This window comes from Hungatella sp. SB206, assembly GCF_051132295.1.
Taxonomy (GTDB): Bacteria; Bacillota; Clostridia; order Lachnospirales; family Lachnospiraceae; genus Hungatella; species Hungatella effluvii.
The window spans coordinates 138783-157997 of sequence record NZ_CP096603.1; the positions used below are offsets into that span (position 1 = coordinate 138783).

General features: G+C 47.1%; 14 protein-coding genes. 13 read left to right on the forward strand and 1 reads right to left on the reverse strand.

Annotation, left to right across the window (positions count from 1 at the left end):
* Positions 1–93: 93 nt before the first annotated feature.
* The 10 genes from M1L66_RS00650 (at position 94) to M1L66_RS00695 (ending at position 12936) form a co-directional block, all read left to right on the forward strand.
* Positions 94–2286, forward strand: a complete 2193-nt coding sequence (locus M1L66_RS00650; RefSeq protein ID WP_434690213.1) for an alpha-galactosidase — start codon at positions 94–96, stop codon at positions 2284–2286.
* A gap of 37 nt (positions 2287–2323) precedes the next feature.
* Positions 2324–3061: a glycerophosphodiester phosphodiesterase gene (locus M1L66_RS00655; RefSeq protein ID WP_434690216.1), complete on the forward strand. Its 738-nt coding sequence runs from the start codon at positions 2324–2326 to the stop codon at positions 3059–3061.
* A gap of 109 nt (positions 3062–3170) precedes the next feature.
* Complete coding sequence (locus M1L66_RS00660) at positions 3171–3935, forward strand: carbohydrate ABC transporter permease (RefSeq protein WP_434690219.1); 765 nt, start codon at positions 3171–3173, stop codon at positions 3933–3935.
* A complete protein-coding gene (locus M1L66_RS00665) occupies positions 3935–4780 on the forward strand; it encodes a carbohydrate ABC transporter permease (protein WP_434690222.1) in 846 nt (281 codons plus the stop codon). The genes M1L66_RS00660 and M1L66_RS00665 overlap by 1 nt, the downstream gene beginning before the upstream one ends.
* 41 nt (positions 4781–4821) lie before the next feature.
* A complete protein-coding gene (locus tag M1L66_RS00670) occupies positions 4822–6156 on the forward strand; it encodes an ABC transporter substrate-binding protein (protein ID WP_434690224.1) in 1335 nt (444 codons plus the stop codon).
* A gap of 122 nt (positions 6157–6278) precedes the next feature.
* Positions 6279–6830: a helix-turn-helix domain-containing protein gene (locus M1L66_RS00675; protein ID WP_434690226.1), complete on the forward strand. Its 552-nt coding sequence runs from the start codon at positions 6279–6281 to the stop codon at positions 6828–6830.
* Positions 6831–7044: 214 nt separating this feature from the next.
* The gene (locus M1L66_RS00680) at positions 7045–8127 is read left to right on the forward strand and encodes a M24 family metallopeptidase (protein WP_434690229.1); all 1083 of its coding nucleotides are present in this window, start codon (positions 7045–7047) and stop codon (positions 8125–8127) included.
* 30 nt (positions 8128–8157) lie between these two features.
* On the forward strand, positions 8158–9153 hold the full coding sequence (locus M1L66_RS00685; RefSeq protein WP_434690232.1) for a hypothetical protein: 996 nt from the start codon (positions 8158–8160) through the stop codon (positions 9151–9153).
* Positions 9150–11411 carry a beta-L-arabinofuranosidase domain-containing protein gene (locus M1L66_RS00690; RefSeq protein ID WP_434690235.1) on the forward strand — a complete coding sequence of 754 codons (2262 nt, stop codon included), beginning with the start codon at positions 9150–9152 and terminating at the stop codon, positions 11409–11411. Before M1L66_RS00685 ends, M1L66_RS00690 begins: the two co-directional genes overlap by 4 nt.
* Before the next feature lie 22 nt (positions 11412–11433).
* Positions 11434–12936 carry a peptide MFS transporter gene (locus tag M1L66_RS00695; protein WP_434690238.1) on the forward strand — a complete coding sequence of 501 codons (1503 nt, stop codon included), beginning with the start codon at positions 11434–11436 and terminating at the stop codon, positions 12934–12936.
* Between the two features lie 94 nt (positions 12937–13030).
* Here M1L66_RS00695 and M1L66_RS00700 read toward each other — a convergent pair whose 3' ends face one another.
* Positions 13031–15289: a helix-turn-helix domain-containing protein gene (locus M1L66_RS00700; RefSeq protein WP_434690244.1), complete on the reverse strand. Its 2259-nt coding sequence runs from the start codon at positions 15287–15289 to the stop codon at positions 13031–13033.
* 314 nt (positions 15290–15603) lie between these two features.
* On the opposite strand from M1L66_RS00700, the gene M1L66_RS00705 reads away from it, so the two are divergent.
* Genes M1L66_RS00705 through M1L66_RS00715 form a run of 3 tightly spaced genes read left to right on the forward strand, consistent with a single transcriptional unit; the run spans position 15604 to position 19209 of the window.
* Positions 15604–16566, forward strand: a complete 963-nt coding sequence (locus tag M1L66_RS00705) for an ABC transporter permease (RefSeq protein WP_434690246.1) — start codon at positions 15604–15606, stop codon at positions 16564–16566.
* Positions 16567–16600: 34 nt separating this feature from the next.
* On the forward strand, positions 16601–17512 hold the full coding sequence (locus tag M1L66_RS00710; RefSeq protein ID WP_110323592.1) for a carbohydrate ABC transporter permease: 912 nt from the start codon (positions 16601–16603) through the stop codon (positions 17510–17512).
* A 47-nt stretch (positions 17513–17559) separates the two neighbouring features.
* Positions 17560–19209, forward strand: a complete 1650-nt coding sequence (locus tag M1L66_RS00715) for a hypothetical protein (protein ID WP_434690249.1) — start codon at positions 17560–17562, stop codon at positions 19207–19209.
* Positions 19210–19215: the final 6 nt, after the last annotated feature.

The following is a 19215-nucleotide window of genomic DNA, read 5'->3' on the forward strand; positions in this document are numbered from 1 at the left end:
CAAAAAACAAACAACATAATGACTGTTTTTGCTGAGAATATGCAGAAATGGGTGGTAAATATTGGAAATAAATCAAAAGTAAAGGAGAAAAATATGGCAATTGAATATCAAAAGGACAACGGAATATTTACTATTCATACCTTAAATACAACGTATCAGATGATGATTGACGAGTATGGTTTTCTGCTTCATCTATACTATGGAAGCCGTATATCCGGTTCGATGAAGTATTTACTGACTTATTATGACCGTGGGTTTAGTGGAAATCCTTATGATTCAGGGACAGACCGGACCTATTCCCTGGATGTTCTTCCTATGGAATATCCATGTCAGGGACAGGGGGATTTCCGAACGCCTGCTCTGATTATTCAGAATCAGGACGGTTCCTATAGCTGTGATCTTCGTTATCAGGGTTTTCAAATTAAGAAAGGAAAATATGGGCTGCCTGGCCTTCCAGCGATTTATGCAGAAGAAGATGAGGCAGAAACTCTGGAGATATGCATGGAAGATCAAATCAGCTTTGTCAGAGTCACATTATTTTATAGCGTACTCCCGGAATACGATATAATTACTAGGGCGGTTAAGCTTGTAAATTTGGGGGAAGCCTCTCTAAGACTCGAAAAAGTCTATACGGTATGCCTGGATTTTCTTTATGGAGACTATGATTTTATTCAATTTTACGGAAGACATGCAATGGAGCGGAATTTGCAGCGGTCACCGATTGTCCATGGCGCCCAGGTCATTGGCAGCAGGAGGGGAAGCTCTAGCCATCAGTACAATCCATTTATGATTATAGCTGATAAAACAACTGTCGAGGACATGGGAAATTGTTATGGATTGTCCTTTGTATATAGCGGCGGTTTCAAGGGTGAGGTGGAAAAAGACCAGTACAATCAAATTAGAGCCGTTTTAGGGCTGCAGGATGAGCTATTTTCCTATGAGTTGAGGGCAGGAGAGTCTTTTTACGGACCCGAGGCGGTGTTGAGCTTCAGCAGCCGGGGACTTTCCGTACTTTCGGGAAATTACCACAGAGTTTACAGTGAACATCTATGCCGTGGTAAGTATAAAAATAAGCCGAGGCCGGTTTTGCTTAACAACTGGGAGGCTACATACTTTAATTTTACGGGAGACAAAATATGTGAGATTGCAAAACAGGCGGCGGCCCTCGGGGTGGAAATGCTGGTTTTGGACGATGGCTGGTTTGGTAAAAGGGACAATGATGCCAGCAGCTTGGGAGACTGGTATGTAAATGAAGAGAAAATGGGTGGCACGCTCGGGGAATTGGTGAAAAAAGTAAACAGCTTGGGATTGAAGTTTGGTATTTGGTTAGAGCCGGAAATGGTATCTGAGGACAGTGATCTATTCCGGGCACATCCGGACTGGGCCTTTATAATTCCAGGGAGAAAGCCGGTAAGAGGGCGATGCCAGCTGGTTCTGGATTTTTCCAGAAAGGAAGTTGTGGATTATATAACGGAGCAGGTATTTAAAGTACTTGACAGCGCCAATATTGAATATGTCAAATGGGATATGAACCGCAGTATTACGGATGTATTTTCTGCTACCAGGGATAATAATAATCAGGGCCAAATTCTTTATCATTACATGCTGGGGCTCTATGCATTCCTGGAAAAACTACTCATCAGATATCCGTATATCCTTATTGAAGGATGCAGTGGAGGAGGAGGCAGGTTTGATGCCGGAATGCTTTACTATACGCCTCAGATCTGGTGTAGCGACAATACAGATGCCATCAACCGGATACGAATTCAATATGGAACCTCCTTTGGATATCCAATTGCAGCGGTGGGTGCTCATGTTACAGCGGTGCCAAATCATCAGACAGGAAGAGTTACCTCTATAAAGACCAGAGGCATAGTGGCCATGGCTGGAAGCTTTGGGTATGAATTGGATTTGAATAAAATAACAGAAGAAGAAAAGCAGTGTGTCAGACAGCAGATTCAGGAGTATCACAAATACTGGGATTTAATACATAATGGAAACTATTACCGATTGACTAACCCGTTTGAAGAGACTGAATTAGCAGCCTGGGAGTTTGCCGGCGCGGATCAGAGTGAAGCATTGCTTAATACTGTGACTATGGAGGCTTATGGAAATCCCCCGACGCAATATGTAAAACTAAAAGGCCTGGCTCCGGAGGGTATCTACCGGGATGAATTTACAGGTAAATTGTATGGAGGCGCAGCCCTGATGACTGCCGGAATTCCTGTTCCACGTATGGAAGGCGAATATCAGTCATGGCAGGCACACTTTATAATATGTGCATGAGCATATAGGATTATATAAGAGAAAGAAGGCGGGAAGTATGAAAGTGTTTGCACATAGGGGATTCAGTGGTAAATATCCGCAGAATACAATGCTGGCGTTTAAAGAGGCGGAGAAAACCGGCTGTGACGGAATAGAACTGGATGTACAGATTACAAGGGTTGGAGAACTGGTGATAATCCATAATGAGTCGATAGATGAAGTTACGGATGGAAATGGGCTGATCAGAGATTTTACCTATCAGGAACTCTGTGAATTTCAGGTAATAGATAATTTCCGTAAGGAATATGGTATCTCGAAAATCCCCACTTTTGAGGAATACTGCTCTTGGGTAAAAGGCACAGAGCTGATAACAAATGTGGAAATTAAAAGCAGTGTATTTTTCTATGAAAATTTAGAGGAAAAGGTTATTGAAATAATAAAAAAGCATGGATTAAGAGGGCGAATACTGATTTCATCTTTTAATCATTTGTCGTTAATACGAAGTAAAGAACTGGCACCGGATGTTGTTACGGGAGCGCTTGTGGGAAATGATGGAATCGGAAATGCCGGGTATTACTGCAAAAAAAGTGGGTTCCAGTGTTATAATCCGGGAATTGGAGGGCTTACAAAGGAAGTGGTGGATAACTGTAAAGACCACGGAATTAAAGTAAATGTCTGGACTGTGAACTCCATGGAGGAACTGCGAAATGCCTATGAGTGGGGCTGTGATTCTGTGATAACAAATCATCCGGATATTTGTAAAAGCTGGATTGATACAGTATCTGTAGACGTATGATAGAACGGAGAGGTGTATGAAATTTTTTAATAAGAAAAAGACCGCGATGTACATCTTTTTATTGCCGGGATTCCTTGCGTTTTGTTTTTCGGTAGTCGTGCCCTTTTTTATGGGCGTGAATATTGCATTTACAGACTGGAATGGGATTTCCCCAGATTATAATTGGGTAGGAATTAAAAATTTTACAAACTTTATAAAGGATCCCAGAGCATTACAGCCTATTTTAAACTCTATGAAGTTTGCTGTATTGGGAACTATTGGAAGCAATGTGGCATCTCTGGGGCTTGCAATGATTGCGAACCATAATTGCGGAAAATTTGGAAATGTAGTGAAATTGCTTTTCTTTATACCGGTTTGCTTCAGTTCAATTTTAACGGCATTTGTCTGGGGATTTATATATAAAGAGGTATTTTCCCAGCTTTTCCACATAAAGAGCCTTCTCGGAAATATAACATGGGTTATTCCGGCCATTACACTGATGGGAATCTGGAATTCCTGTGGTATTAACATGCTGATTTACCTTTCCGGATTGAAAAGTGTTCCTGCTGATTTGTATGAAGCCGCAACCATGGATGGAGCCAGTGCATGGGACAAGTTCAAAAATATTACTCTGCCGTTTTTAAATTCAGCATTTACCGTCTGCTGTACCTTATCACTTACATCCTGGCTTCGGGAATTTGCTATGACGCTATCTGCTACCGGCGGTGGGCCGGGGGGATCATCCAGAACAATTTCCATTTATATCTATGAAAACCTGTACAGTTATAATAAGGCGGGTTACGGACAGGCGGTGGCATTGATCTTTGCCGTGTTCCTTATTTTTATAGGCAATGTGGTATCAGGATTTTTCAGGAGGAGGGAGGTTGAGCAATAATGAAGTCTGTTTTTTATAAAAAAAATATCTATAAAATCCTATTTTTGTTGCTGACTGTATGCTGCTGCTTCCTGTTCCTGTTTCCCATTGGAATTGCAGTGCTGACTTCCTTTAAAACGCCTATGGAAATTGCAGAATCAATTCTTCAGCTGCCCGGACAGTTATATCTGAATAATTATGTGGAAGGAATTTTAAAAAGTAATTTCTTTCGCTCCATTCGCAACAGTATACTGGTTACCTTTCCCTCAGTGATTATGATTGTCCTTTTTGCTTCGTTAGGCGGATATACCATAGCAAGAAATGGAAAGAAGCATAAATCTATAGGTATCATGGAGAAAGTCTATCTGGCATCGCTGATGATTCCGTTTCAGATTCTGATGATACCGGTTTATAAGATGTTTAAGACACTGGGACTGCTCAATACACTTCACGGGGTTGTAATGATGGAGGTGGGATACAGTGTTGCTTATGCAACATTTTTGTACATTGGATTTGCTAAATCAATCCCGTTGGAATTGGAGGAGGCAGCGACACTAGATGGTTGTAATTACTACCAGATGTTTATTAAAGTAGTATTTCCACTGCTGAAGCCAATTAGCTCAACGGTTGCCGCTCTGCATATGATGTGGATTTGGAATGATTTTAATATTTCACTAATTCTACTACAGAAAGACGCGGTCCGTACTCTGACAGTAAAGCAGTACTATTTCTTTGGCGAGTTTTCTGCGGACTATGGAATGGCTTTTGCGGCATCGATTATGAGTATGCTTCCTGTATTGCTGTTTTTCATACTCATGCAGCGGTATTTGATTGATGGAATTACTGCAGGCGCAGTAAAATCATAAGTAACTATTTGCAAAAAAGGAGATAACAGAAGGAGAAGATCATGAAAAAAACATCAATTTGTGTATTACTGGCATTAGGTTTAGTGATGGCAGCAACGGGCTGCGGCAATACCACAGCAAACAAGGCAACGGGACAGACGAATCCGGAAACGGAAAAGCAAAGTATTGAGCAGAAAGAGACTTCCGGACAGGCAGAAAGCGCGGAGCCCGTGACATTCACCTGGATGCATCATCTTCAGGAGGAGGGAAAGCAGGAATGGGTAAACTGGCTGGTAGAATCATATCAGGAGGCAAATCCCAATATTAAGGTCAATGTGGAACTGCTTCCTTCAGATCAGTATAATACAATGCTGAAGACAAAGATTGCCAGTGGAGATGCGCCAATGATATTTGATCTGGGGAATCAACTTTTTACTGAATTTGTTGATTCCGGATACTGTGCCGATGTGACAGATATGGAGGGCATGGACAATTATGACAAAACAACCGTGGAGCGGAGCTCGGTAGACGGCAAGGTATATGGCGTATGCTTTGATAAGAACGCATACTGTACGTTTTATAATAAAGATGTATTTGAAAAATATGGCTTAGAGGTGCCATCTACTGTGACAGAATTACAGGAGGTTTGTAAGGTCCTGTTGGAGAATGGGGTCACTCCAATTGCGGCACCATTTTCAGAGTTATGGTGCCTGCGGTATTACGATATGGTTCTGACAGATGTACAATGCTGCAGAGATAATATTGACTGGTTTACGCAGAAAATGTCTATGGAGATACCATTTTCTGAGGATCAGGAATTTAAGGACTGCGCAGAATGGTTCTACAGTCTGAAGCCGTACTGGGGAGATGATCCGTTTGGAACAAGCTGGAACGATGCTATGAATATGGTTGCAACCGGGAAAGCGGCAATGACCGTGAATGGTTCCTGGGCAGTTGATGGAATTATGAGTTTGAATCCGGATGTAAACCTGGGTGCGTTTGCATGGCCTACATCAGATGAAGAATCCGGTTCAGTTATGGTAGTGAAGCCGGGAAGTTCATACTGTGTTTATAATAATACAGAGGATCCAGAAGTTCTTGCAGCGGCAAAAGATTTCTTTACTTATTTATGTTCTAAAGAATCTGCTGAATACTTTGCAGAGCACGCACATGGCCTGGTTGGCTGTCAGATTGATAATACCAGCGACATCACTGCATTAAATGAAATTAATGCATATCAGGGTGACAGTCTGTATGTGGAACCCAATATGGAGGTATTTACCACAGAAGCACAAAATACGGTATTTGAAACACTTCAGGCTTATGCAATGAAAAATAGTTTTGATGTGGATGCATTCTGTGCGGAACTGGATAAAAAGTTTGCGGCACTTCAATAAAGAGTGATGAACAAAAAACGTTTGTTCATAAATGTGAAAAAACACTTTCCATTTTTTAAATGATGTAGTAAGATAAAGTTCAGACAGATAGTTTACAGGAAATGTGATGTTAAAGGAGCTTTATGAACTACATTAATCTCGATGGAATAGGCGAAAAAATAAGCAGGTTAAGAAAAGAACAGGGAGTTACCATCCGGGAGCTCTCCGAGTATACCGGCTATTCGGTGGGCTTTTTAAGCAATCTGGAGACTGGAAAAAACAGCCCTACGGTGGAAAGCCTTCAAAGGGTGGCGGAGGCGCTGCGGACCGATATTATTGAGATTTTGACGAAGGAGAAGCAGCACCATACGGTCATCCGTAAGAATGAGCGGTCAGTATTTGACCACCCCCGCTATAAGATGACGATTGAAACACTGGATTTTGGGTATGACAAGCAGATCTATGAGTTTATAACGATCAATCCGGGAGCGGAGGAGAAGGGAATCGTCTCCAGACACCTGTTCCCGGAAGTGTGCACCGTGATCGAGGGTGTCCTGACCATTGAGGTGGAGGACAGCGTCTATACCCTGGAAGAGGGCGATTCGATCTATATTCCGGAGAAATCGGCACACAGAATCTATAATCTGGGGGATAAACGGGTAGTTACCTATTGGGTTTTTCAGAAAACGAAATAATGAATGAGATATGAGAAGATGTAAACGTATGGTATGCGATGGCCGGCGTTTACATCTTTTTTTGTAATTATTCCTAAATAAAAAGTTGCAGAATTAGCACTATTGCTCAAAAATAAAATATTTCTGCGCCATGCATTGACAAAAGTATGAGGTGAGATTACAATGTGTTCATAATAATGAAATTAAGTTCATAATTATAGTTGGAGGAAGCAAGATGAATTATGGTTTAAGAGTACAGAAAATCCTCGGCAGCATGCGGCAGGATGGGATAGACAGCCTGCTTGTGACCCAGGGAACAGATATCCGATATGTGAGCGGGTTCAGCGGCGAAGCCGGAGTGGCAGTAATTATTCTCAGTGAAAGCAGAAATTATCTGATCACAGATGGACGGTTTACCAGTCAGGCGGAACAGGAGACAGAAGGATTTGAGATTGTCTTAATCAAGTCAGGGCAGAAGCTTTACGAAACCGCAGGCAGACTGCTCGATGAGATTGGAGCCAGGGAAATCCGAATTGATATCGGACAGATCTCGCACGCAGACTACCTGGAGCTGGAAAGCCATTGTCATGGAACTATCCAGAACATGAAACCGTATATTTCAGATGCCAGGATGGTGAAGGACGAGGAAGAGCTTGTTCTGATCCGCAGAGCCTGCGATATTACGGAACAGTCATTTCTGGCTCTGCTGAATCAGATCAGGCCCGGACAGAGCGAGAAGGAGATCCGCAACATTCTGGAAAATGAATTCCGCAGACGGGGAAGCCTGGATGTGGCGTTTGAAACGATTGTCGCTTCCGGCCCGGTGAACGGAGCTAATCCACACGCCAGCTTAACGGACAGAACGATCCAGCAGGGAGACATGGTTACGATTGATTTTGGATGTAAATATGAGGCGTACTGTTCCGATATCACGAGAACTTTTTCGCTGGGGAAACCGTCAGGCGAGATGATGAAGATCTATAACACGGTGAAGGCAGCCAAGGAGGCGGCGGAAAGTACTCTGAGGGAGGGAGTCAGCGCACGGGACGTGGATCTTGCCGTGGAAGCGGTTATCAATGGCGCGGGGTATCACCTGCCTCATGGACCGGGACACGGCTTCGGTCTGGATATTCATGAGAACCCGTTCCTGTCTTCGAGAAATGAGTATCGGATGGAAAGTAATGTGGTACATACGCTGGAGCCGGGAATCTACGTACAGGGCATCTGCGGCGTGCGGATTGAAGATGATTACCTGATCACGGGTGACGGAGCGGAGTGTCTGACACCTAATATTACACGGGATTTGATTATACTCTGATGTTTCGGGAAGGTATGGAGGGGAACGGCAATGAGAGAAGAATGTGTGCTTCCCATTGAACGTGTGCGGCGGATTGACAGCAGGCATATTGAATTTTACTGGGGGAAAGAGCCGGTATCCGGCAAAGAAAAAAACATGGTTTTCCATGTGTACAGAGATGGAACAGAACTGGAGCTTTACGAACGGAAAGACGATGACGAATGGGATGTCGGTACTGTGCATGAACCGGCGAAGAGACGAACTACGGTAACGCTGGCAAGAGAAATTGGGGGAGAGGAACGCCTGAAAAAGGAATTCCTGAAAGAAGAATCCCATATCAAATACTCAGACACTCTTACCGCCTGGGTGGAATATAAGGCAGATGCTCATGAGGCTGCGGCTCAGATGATTGATATTCTGCTGGAGAAGCTGCCTGAGACAGCGGACCGAATGAGGGAGCTTCATGCGGAGCTGGCGATCTACGCACTGGATGAAGACGCATACGATATACCGGAGCACCGCGCGGGCTGCCTGTACATGAACCGGCCGGTCGAGGGCTACGGTGGTATCGATAAAAATCCGGTCACGTCTATCTCAGAGGCCAACATCTTAAGAGTGCTCGAAGGACCGCATCAGACCCGTTATAAACAGGAATTGATTCTGGCTCATGAATTCGCCCACGCCATTCATCTGATCGGTATCAAAAATCTGGCCGATCAGACGCTGTACTGTCGTTCCATTGAGGTATATGAGGCGACAAAAGCGGCTGGAAAATGGCCGGGAAGCTATGCAATCAGCAATTTTGAAGAGTATTTCGCCACACTGACCACGATCTGGTTTAACGTCATGGAAGAGGGAAAAGACGGAGCGTGGGACGGTGTGCGGGGGCCGGTCAATACGAGAGAAGAGCTGAAGCGTTACGACACCGGGGCATACGAATATTTCTCACAGCTCTATACGACGAGGCAGCTTCCGTATCCATGGGATACGGTGCGAAATGAATACGATATCGACGGAACGAAATATCAGGAGGTAAAGGAATCATGACGGCAGAAGAAATCGTGGAGAAAGACAGAGAGGCTCTGTATATCGGCAATACCCGGACCGTAGAGTTTGATTTGCCACTTCCGAAAAAGGGAGTGTACGGTTCCGATATCCGGTGGATCAGCGGCCACGACAGGATTATCACTCCGGAAGGAAAGGTTACCCGCCCCAAATTCGGCATGGGCACCAGGACGATCAAACTTACGGCAGTGATCACGTGCGGAGACGCGGAGGCGGAGCGCTGCTTTGACGTGCGCGTGCTGGAGGAGGAAAACTGGATCAGGATTGCAAAGGTATATCCAATCAAGGAAAAGGCTCCAAAGGGACAGACTTACTATCTGCCGTCTGTGGCGGTGGTGGTGACGGAAGACGGCAAGACCATTTCCCACGCGGTAGAGTGGAACAATCATGGAGAAGCTGTCTATGAGAAAACCGGATTCGTGGAGGAACACGGCTTTATATCAGGAACCACGGTTCCTGTGACTGCCGGAATAGAGGTTGTGGAAACGCTGGAGGCGGAGACAGTAAATCCTGTACCAATTGTCAGAGACTGTTCGGACGGCCGGGTTTATTTAATCGAAGGAAGCCCGTTTTATCAGGCGCAGGAGTGGTTTTTAGAGTTTCTGCTTCAGGTCAATGACGACCAGATGCTTTATAATTTCCGGGATGCTGCGGGACTGAATAAGAAGGGGGCGCCGGAGATGATCGGATGGGATGCTCCTGACAGCAACTTAAGGGGACATACCACGGGCCACTATTTATCGGGGCTGGCCCTGTGTTACCGGGCGACCGGCAGCCCGGTGATCCGGGGAAAAGCAGAGTATATGGTGCACGCGCTTCGGGAATGTCAGACTGCCCTGCACGAGAAAAAGGGTTGCCACAAAGGCTTTTTAAGCGGTTATGGAGAAGAACAGTTTGACCGTCTGGAACAGCTGGTGCGCTATCCGGAGATCTGGGCTCCCTATTATACACTCCATAAGATTCTCGCCGGACTCCTGGACTGCTACGAATTTGCGGGCTGTGACGAGGCACTCACTATTGCCGGAGATCTGGGAGACTGGGTGTACGAGAGGCTGTCAAAGGTACCCCACGCCCAGCTGAACCGTATGTGGAGTCTCTATATTGCAGGTGAGTTCGGCGGCATGAACGACGCCATGGCCCGATTATACATACACACAGCAAAGCCGGAGCATTTGGAGGCTGCGAAGCTGTTTAACAACGACAGGCTGTTTTACCCCATGGCAAAGAACGTAGACGCGCTGGATGGACTTCATGCGAACCAGCACATTCCCCAGATGGTAGGCTGCATGAAGATATTTGAGGCAGGCGGGGAGACGTATTACCGGGATATCGCCCGTTTCTTCTGGGAAGCGGTGACCGGCGCTCATATCTATACCATCGGCGGTACCGGTGAGGGGGAGATGTTCCATGAGGAAGGAACGGTTGCTGGTCTTCTGACCAAGAATACGGCGGAGAGCTGCGCTTCCTATAATATGCTGAAGCTGACGAAGGAACTGTACCAGTACCAGCCCTCGGCCCTCTATATGGATTATTATGAGAGAACGGTCTTCAACCATATCGCCGCTTCCTGTGAACACGGAGCGACGGGGGCCAGCACCTACTTTATGCCGCTGGCACCTGGATTTCATAAGGATTTTGAGGATGAGAATTCCTGCTGTCACGGAACCGGGCTGGAGAGCCATTTCAAATATATTGACAGTATTTATTACCACGATGCAGACTCAATTTATGTTAATCTGTTTATTCCGTCGGTTCTGGAAGCCGCAGGTATTACGATCAGGCAGACGACGAATTCGGCGGACCCGGGCCATATCTCTGTGGAGGTACAGGGAAATAAAAGCACAGTGCTGAAAATAAGAGTTCCGTACTGGTGCGGCGGATCGTATCAGCTGGAGATTGACGGGGCAGCCGTGAAGGCCCCGTCTGATGAGGCCGGATATATTCAGATTGGATACGATGGAAGCGGCAGCATGAGGGCAGAGATCCGGTTTGCGTGTTGGGTGAATCTGGAGCGGACGCCGGATGATCCCCATACCGCCAGCCTCACGTATGGACCTTATGTACTGGCGGCATTGACCGATTCGGTAAATTTTCTGGAATTACCATTCGATAGAGAAGGAGCCTTAGAGCAGCTTGTGAAGGCGGAGGGAGAGATCTCGCTGCAGTACCAGGAGATTAAATTTGTTCCGCTCAGCAGTATCTGCCACGAGTCGTATCAGGTCTACTTTAAGACGATTTAAATAAAAAAAGGGAGAAATACTCATGAAAACAGCAAGTCAGGCGATTTCAAATGAAGAGTTACGTAAACAGAAATCATTTTTAGGCCATCCCAAGGGAGTGGGAACCTTAAGCTTTATGCAGTTATGCAATTCTTATGCCAGCTATGGCATGAGCGCCATTTTAATTTATTATCTGTATGCTGTAAAACCGGAGGGGCTGGGACTGAGCCAGGCCAACGCGGCGCAGCTGATATCCCTTTATTCGGCGTGTTCCCTCATGTTCGGTATTGTCGGCAGCTATGTGGCCGACCGTATCCTGGGAACGAGGCGCGCGCTGTGCTTTTCCAGAGCCGTCACGGTACTGGCGTACGTCTGTCTCGCCCTGCCATTCGGCGGAATCGTGGGATACGTGGGAGCCATGTGCCTGCTCCTTGTATCCGCCATGCTCTGCGGCAGAAGCGCGGACGCCCTGATGGGAAAATTTTACGACAAGTCCGACAGCCGAAGAGACGGAGCCTATACGATTGGTTATGTGATATCCAACATCGGCGCGGCAGCGCCTGTTATCTCCGGTGCCATTGCACTGGCTACCGGATACCATGCAGCATTTCTGGTCTGTGCCGTATTTGCCGCTCTGGGGGTCGCAGCCTATCTGATCACAGAGAAGAAATTTTTCGGAACGATTGGTTACGAGCCGGATGATCCCCTTCCTGCGGACAAGAAGAAAAGCTTTATTGTAAAAATGATTGTTGCGATTGTAGTCGCCATTGCTGTATTTGCTGTGTTGTTTATCAGCGGGATCCTGACGATCGGGGTATTCTCCAACGTAATCAGTACAGCCGCCATTTTTATCCCGATCATTTACTTTGTGATTATTATTACAAGCCCGAAGACGCAGAAAGAGGAGAAGACGAGAGTCGCCAACCTAATCCCCGCCTTCGTCTGCAACTGCTTTGCCATGCTGGTATGGACCCAGTCCACTTCCATTCTTGCCATTTTTACGGAACAGAGAGTGGACCGTGTGATATTTGGAATGGAGATATCGGCGGCGTCCTTCCAGACACTTCCGGCCGTATTTGCCATTTTCTTAGGGGCCGTGGTCGGTTCCTTGTGGAGTGTGCTCGGAAAGAGACAGCCTCTGGCACCGGCAAAGATTGGTATCGGAACGATTCTGTGGGGCTGCGGACCGCTCTTCATGACGCTTCCTTTCATGCTCTACGGAGCTGCGGATAAGGTAAGCCCGCTCTGGATCGTAGTGTTCTATCTGCTTATTATCCTCGGCGAGGCATTTACCAGCCCGGTTGGATATTCCTGTGCGTCCATCGTGGCCCCGCAGGCGTTTGCAACCCAGATGATTACGGTGTGGTCCATGTCACAGTCCACGGGTGCGGCGCTTAACACCCTGGCGGTGAATTTCTATAAGGAAGGTTCTGAGGTTCCATTCTTCCTGGTAATCGGCCTGATTACCTGTGCGGCAGGACTGATCGTCCTGATCTTTGGAAAGAAGATTGCTGCGGGAATGGGAATTCTGGAGAAAACGGAATAACTGACAGTTTAATTAAAAATAACAGAGGCGGCATCCCAGATTATATTCGGGTGCCGCTTCTGTTTTTGGTGTGCCAGATGGAGGGGGTTCCATTTTAGCATGATGGTCTTTCCGACCTGTCTTTTACAAACACCTTTCGGTATTCGCTGGGGGTAATCCCCTGGTTTAATTTAAAACGCCTCGTAAAGCTGGAGATATTGTAATAGCCTACGGCTTCGGAAATCTCTTTCAGCGGAAGCGCGGTGGTACGTAAAAGTTCTTTTGCCCGTTCCATCCGCAGGTGAATGGTGTAATCCATCACATTCTGACCGGTATGATCTTTAAAGTATTTGCTGAAGGCCGGAAGCGTCATCTCGAAGTGGCCGGCTGCCTCATAAGCGGAAAAATCGCAGCGGAGGCAGTTGGCCTCTAAGTATTTCATAACCTCATCCAGAACGACCCGTTTGGCCGCGGAGGTGGTGAGCCCGCTCAAATGCTCGCTCCAGGCCCGGAGCATCTGTATAATCTCCTGCGCAGTCTCCATACCCGACAGTTCGATCGGAGAGTTGGAGGCTGCATTTTTCTGACCGCGGCAGTGTTCATTTACGAGATGGATTAAGTCAAAACAGATGCTTCTGGCCAGATAGAGAGGAAGCTGGCTCTGCTCCATAAAATGAATGATATTCTGAATGGCATCCCTGATGTTCTGCTCATTTTGGGAAAAAAGTGCATTTCTAAGACTCTCAAATTCCTTGTGAGGGTAAACAACCGTTGCGTGCGCCGGCCCCAGGACCTCCCGAAACTCAATGCCGGTGCCGTTGCCCTTTACGAAACGGTAGTCCAGGGCGCTGACGGCCTCCATGTAGGACTGGGCGATGCACTCCGTACTGTCCACGCAGGTGCCGATTCCGACGGTGGTCAGCAGCCCGTACTGCCTGGATAAATATTTCTGCACATCCCCGAAAAATCTTGCAGGGACCGGCATACGATCCGGCTGGTTCATGAGCAGCACGATCTGGTTGGGATGGAAATTATGCAGATAATAGTAAATATAAGGAACGGAAAACTGCTTCTTAATCTCCTGCGCCAGCCCGTCCAAGTTGTCAAACTGTTTATGAAGCATCACGATACTGACGGTAAAGTTCTCATTTGGCAGGGAGAGGTCCAGCTCCGAACAATCCAGATTGAAGTCTTCTCTGGAAGCGTAGGCGCCGTTTAAGAGGCGGTATAAGCGTTCATTTTTAACGGCTGTGAGGCTGTTGGCCAGCTGAGTGGACAGTGAACTGTTCTGAGTAGATAAGTAATCCAGCGCTCCGGCAATGGTTTCCAGTTCGTTGTAGGAAGCTGCGTCCGGGGAGATCAGCTTTGCCCTGTCCCGCAGACGGCGGACGGGCGCGTAATTCACCTTCTGCAAAAAGAAGATGGTGAAGCTGGCGATAAGCAGAATAATCACGATAGCCAGCAGGAATTCTTTCATAATAGAAGAAACCTGGGAAAATGTGGTCTGCCTGTCCGGAATAAAAGCCAGATACGTCCACCCATTTTTCTCGGACCGGTGTGTGCGGACGACGTATTCTTCCCCATCTATACTGGTCGTGGACGACAGTTCTATGGAATCTCCCAGATAAGTGCTTAAAATGCCGCGCATCCGATCGTGTTCCCCTGAGGTGGTTACGACGGCCCCGTTCTGGTCCAGGATATAGGTCTGCGCCTGATAGCTCTGAAGCTTCTGGCTTAAAAGTGCCTCGATGGAGCTGTTGTTTACATAAAAGAGAGCTGTGCCCTCGTGTTTCTGATAATCGGTAAAGACCGGGTAGGAAAAAAGCACGACGTTCGCCTCGGCAGGGCCTAAGTCCAGGTTGAGAAGCTTCTGCCTGGGAAGACAGAAGGAGGCCTTGCTGTTCAGAAGCAGATCCTGAAATTCCCTGGAGCTCATGCCGGGAACGCGGAAAATGCGGCTGAAGTAATAGTCCTTCCGGCAGGTCGTGGAACTGGTGGCCACGTATTCTTTCCCATCCAGAATCAGAACGATATCCTGGATAAAAGGGTTCGCAGAGGTTAAGGCCGACAGATAGGTGATGGTCGGGCTCAGGGCCAGTGGAGTTTCCGCCTCGGAGGCATCGTGTATCGTTCCGGTCAGCGTCAGCTGCCCTACGATGTTTAACATGGACTCCAGCTCATTGTCGAGCTGAGTGCTGATCTGCAGCAGCTCTAAGTCTACGGTTTCGTAGATCTCATCATAAAATTTCTTCATAAATCGGGATGAATAGAAGAAGGTCAGGATGACGAGAGGGATTAAGAGCACGGTCATATAGGAGATCAGATAGCGGATATAGTGCCTCCCGAATTTTCGCTTTTTCCCTGTTTTCAGCATAAGATATCACCGCCCCCGTTTCTGATATTTAACAATATTTATTATATGGTAAATGCACAACACTTTCAAGCGAAGTACCGCGAAAGAAAATAAGGACAAGGAAAAGATAAATAAAAAATGGCGGAAAGCCCCATGGAATCTAGTGCAAATTCTGCAAAGAAGCAAAAAATGGCAAATGCAGAAAGCAAAAACAGTATGCGGTTATGACCGCTGGAAAAATGGCTGGAAGGTCTGCAAAAAATGTGAATTGAAACGAGGCGGGAACTGCCGCTATACTGGTGTCAGACAAATAAATATGGAGGAGGTTTCAGGGAATGAAGGGGAGTACTGACACGAAACACGCGGTCGGGCCTGCACCCGGAAAACCGGGGATTTACAGAGTGAAAAGGGCGCTGAGGCGCGACTGGCAGCTTCTGTTATTATGTGCAGTTCCTATTTTGTATTTTATTCTGTTCCATTATGTACCCATGTATGGAGTGCAGATCGCCTTTAAGGATTTTCGGGCGGTGGACGGAATCTGGGGGAGCCAGTGGTGCGGCTTCAAACATTTTGATCGCTTTTTTTCATCTTCCCAGTTTTGGCCATTAATTAAGAACACGCTGGGACTCAGCTTTCTACAGATTCTGTTGGGGTTCCCGATTCCGGTTCTTCTGGCAATTATGCTGAATCAGGTGAAGCACCAGAGGTTCCGAAAATTTGTGCAGTCGATCGTGTACTGCCCGCACTTTATATCAATCGTCGTCCTGACCGGTATGCTGTACATATTCTTATCACCGAGAAATGGTCTGATCAACCAGGTGATTCAGCTGTTCGGAGGTGAGCCCATCTTCTTTCTGGGAGATGCGAAGTATTTTAAGCTGACATTTGTACTTTCGGGTATCTGGCAGAACGCGGGGTGGAGCGCAATCATCTATATCGCGGCGCTGGCGGGAATCAGCCCCGACTTATATGAAGCGGCACAGGTGGATGGAGCCAATAAGTGGCAGAGGATCTGGCACATCGATATTCCGGGTATCCTGCCTACGGTTGTGATGATGCTGATTCTGGAGGTGGGAAAGGTGATGAATCTGGGATTCCAGAAGGCATATTTAATGCAGAATGCCCAGAATCTGGCAGCCAGTGAAATTATATCGACCTATATCTATAAAGTTGGTATGATAGATGCACAGTACAGCTATTCAGCGGCCATCAACCTGTTTAACAATCTGGTCAATATCATACTTCTGGTCACTGTCAATCACATTGCGAAGAAGACGACTGACAACAGTTTGTGGTAACGAGCCGCCAAGTGCTCGTAACAAGGAGGACAAAATGGCACAGAAAAAAACGAAGCTGCACAGAAGCTTTGGGACGCAGGCGCCGGCCGACCGCCTGTTTGATATCTTTAATTATCTCGTACTCGGCCTGGTGGCAGTCTGTGTACTGTATCCACTATATTTTATCGTAATCGCGTCGGTTTCCGATCCGGTGGCGATCAACAATGGCCAGGTGGCATTTTGGCCCGTCGGGTTTAACACGACCGGCTATGAAAAAATATTTGAAAATACGAAGATTTGGCGATCCTACAGCAATACCATTTTTTACACCGTGGTGGGAACCACCATCAACGTGATTCTTACCATGATGCTGGCGTATCCGTTAAGCAGAAAGAACTTTTTTGCCAGGAAGCCGCTCACGCTGTTCGTCATGTTTACCATGTACTTTCAGGGGGGACTGATTCCTACTTACTTATGGATGAACGATCTTCATCTGTACAATACGCCGTGGGTTATGGTTCTGCTTCCGGCTATCAACGTGTTTAACCTGATTATCGCCATCAATTATATCAGCAACAGCATACCGGAGGAACTGTACGAGGCGGCTTCCATCGATGGCTGCAGTCATATCCGGTACTTTTTCAGCATTGTGCTTCCGCTGTCGAAGACGATTGTGGTGGTGCTCGTCCTCTATTACGGTGTCGCGCACTGGAATGAATTCATGAACGGCCTGATCTATTTAAGGGATGAGGGGCTGTATCCGCTGCAGCTGACACTGAGAAATATTCTGCTTCAGAATCAGGCTTCCGGCCTGGGTGATGTGGACAGCATCATTGAACAGCAGAAGGCTGCCGAGCTGATCAAGTACGGCGTCATTATTGTATCGACTCTGCCGGTTCTGGTGATCTATCCGTTCCTGCAGAAGCATTTCGCAAAGGGTGTTATGGTTGGCTCCGTCAAGGGCTGACCTGGAAGGAGAATTACATAAAACTATATTTTTTCAGGAGGGAAACAATGAAAAAGAGATTGATGAGTACACTGCTTACAGTTACGGTTATGGCATCGGCCCTGACGGCCTGTGTGCCCAAGGCGGCCAACGAGACGGCAGCGCCGGCGGCCACCAAAGCCGCGGAAGCCGGAGAGACACAGGCTGCGTTTGAAGTAAATAAGGAAGGTCTGCCCATCGTCAACCAGCCGATTACGTATGAGATCGCGGCCAGCACACAGAAAAATAAAAATTTTAAGGAGCTGGAATTCTTTCAGAAGCTGGAGACGGATACGAATGTAATCGTCAACTGGAATATGTCCTCTGATGACGGATGGAATGAGAAAAAGAGCCTGCTGTTTGCAAGTAATACGCTGCCGGATGCATTTTACGGACAGGATATCTTAAAAGATGTGGATATCATCAAGTATGCGTCCCAGGGAATGCTGATCCCGTTAAATGATCTGATAGACGAGTATGCGCCCAACTTAAAGGCGATTCTTGACGCGAACCCACAGTACAGGAAGCAGATTACGGCGCCGGATGGCAATATCTACTCGCTGCCGACCATCAATGAGTTAAATCCGACCACCCATGACAAGCTGTTCATCAACAAGACCTGGCTCGATAATCTTGGCCTTCAAGTGCCGGAGACCAGGGAAGAGCTGGAAACCGTTCTTCAGGCCTTCAAGGACGGAGATCCCAATGGAAACGGCAATACAAACGATGAAATCCCATTTTCGTTCCGTATGAGCTCCAGCGACCCTTACAACAGGCAGCAGGGAATCCAGTCTTTATTCGGAACCTTCGGACAGCTGGATGATATCTATCATTTCGTGATCAACGATGGAGATGTTGTATATACGCCGATGACAGAACCGTATAAAGAGGCCATTTCCTGGTTCCATTCCCTGTACGAAAAGGGGCTGGTGGACAAGGAAGCATTCACACATGACTTTAACGTCTATGTGGCCAAAATTCAGGATCCCAACAAGATTGTCGGCATGTTTTTAGGCTGGAGCGGCAATGCCACAGCGGCGGCCAACAAGGATGACTACGCAGCCATGGCGCCGCTTATCAATACCAACGGCGAGCGGATCTGGAGAACCGTGGATGCAAAGATCATCTCCAAGGGTTCCTTCGCAATTACCAGCAAAGCGGAGCATCCGGAAGTTCTGATGCGCTGGATCGATCAGTCCTACGATCCGGAAAGTTCCCTGGAGATCTGCCAGGGCTTGCTGGGTCACGTTCTGGAGAAGACCGGAGAAGGCCGTTACCACCAGATGCAGCTGCCGGAAGGCGTCACTCTCGATACGGCAATTCATGATTACAGCCCGGGAAATGACGGAACCTTTGCAGTGATGCAGCCGATCATTGACAAGCTGGACTTAAACGCTAACTTAACAGAGCGTAAGGAACTGGATGCTTTCTATGCTCCGTACAATGTACCGGCCGACGAGATGTATCCCAATGTGTTCTTCACTGGGGACGAGATTGAAGAAATCGGCGTGCTGCAGACAGATATTGACTCTTACGTAGCCCAGAAGTATGCAGGCTGGATCGTGGAAGGCGGCGTGGAGGACGAGTGGGATTCGTTCCAGAAGAAGCTTCAGGATATGAATGTGGAACGCTATATCCAGATTTATAAGGACGCTTATGCCCGCTACAGCGCAGAATAAGGAGAG

Bases quoted from the DNA above. Each gene is read 5' to 3' on its own strand.
- M1L66_RS00715 (WP_434690249.1), top strand. From the start codon at position 17,560: ATGAAAAAGAGATTGATGAGTACACTGCTTACAGTTACGGTTATGGCA.
- M1L66_RS00670 (WP_434690224.1), top strand. From the start codon at position 4,822: ATGAAAAAAACATCAATTTGTGTATTACTGGCATTAGGTTTAGTGATG.
- M1L66_RS00685 (WP_434690232.1), top strand. From the start codon at position 8,158: ATGAGAGAAGAATGTGTGCTTCCCATTGAACGTGTGCGGCGGATTGAC.
- M1L66_RS00675 (WP_434690226.1), top strand. From the start codon at position 6,279: ATGAACTACATTAATCTCGATGGAATAGGCGAAAAAATAAGCAGGTTA.
- M1L66_RS00665 (WP_434690222.1), top strand. From the start codon at position 3,935: ATGAAGTCTGTTTTTTATAAAAAAAATATCTATAAAATCCTATTTTTG.
- M1L66_RS00700 (WP_434690244.1), bottom strand. From the start codon at position 15,289: ATGCTGAAAACAGGGAAAAAGCGAAAATTCGGGAGGCACTATATCCGC.
- M1L66_RS00690 (WP_434690235.1), top strand. From the start codon at position 9,150: ATGACGGCAGAAGAAATCGTGGAGAAAGACAGAGAGGCTCTGTATATC.
- M1L66_RS00710 (WP_110323592.1), top strand. From the start codon at position 16,601: ATGGCACAGAAAAAAACGAAGCTGCACAGAAGCTTTGGGACGCAGGCG.
- M1L66_RS00650 (WP_434690213.1), top strand. From the start codon at position 94: ATGGCAATTGAATATCAAAAGGACAACGGAATATTTACTATTCATACC.
- M1L66_RS00680 (WP_434690229.1), top strand. From the start codon at position 7,045: ATGAATTATGGTTTAAGAGTACAGAAAATCCTCGGCAGCATGCGGCAG.
- M1L66_RS00655 (WP_434690216.1), top strand. From the start codon at position 2,324: ATGAAAGTGTTTGCACATAGGGGATTCAGTGGTAAATATCCGCAGAAT.
- M1L66_RS00660 (WP_434690219.1), top strand. From the start codon at position 3,171: ATGGGCGTGAATATTGCATTTACAGACTGGAATGGGATTTCCCCAGAT.
- M1L66_RS00695 (WP_434690238.1), top strand. From the start codon at position 11,434: ATGAAAACAGCAAGTCAGGCGATTTCAAATGAAGAGTTACGTAAACAG.
- M1L66_RS00705 (WP_434690246.1), top strand. From the start codon at position 15,604: ATGAAGGGGAGTACTGACACGAAACACGCGGTCGGGCCTGCACCCGGA.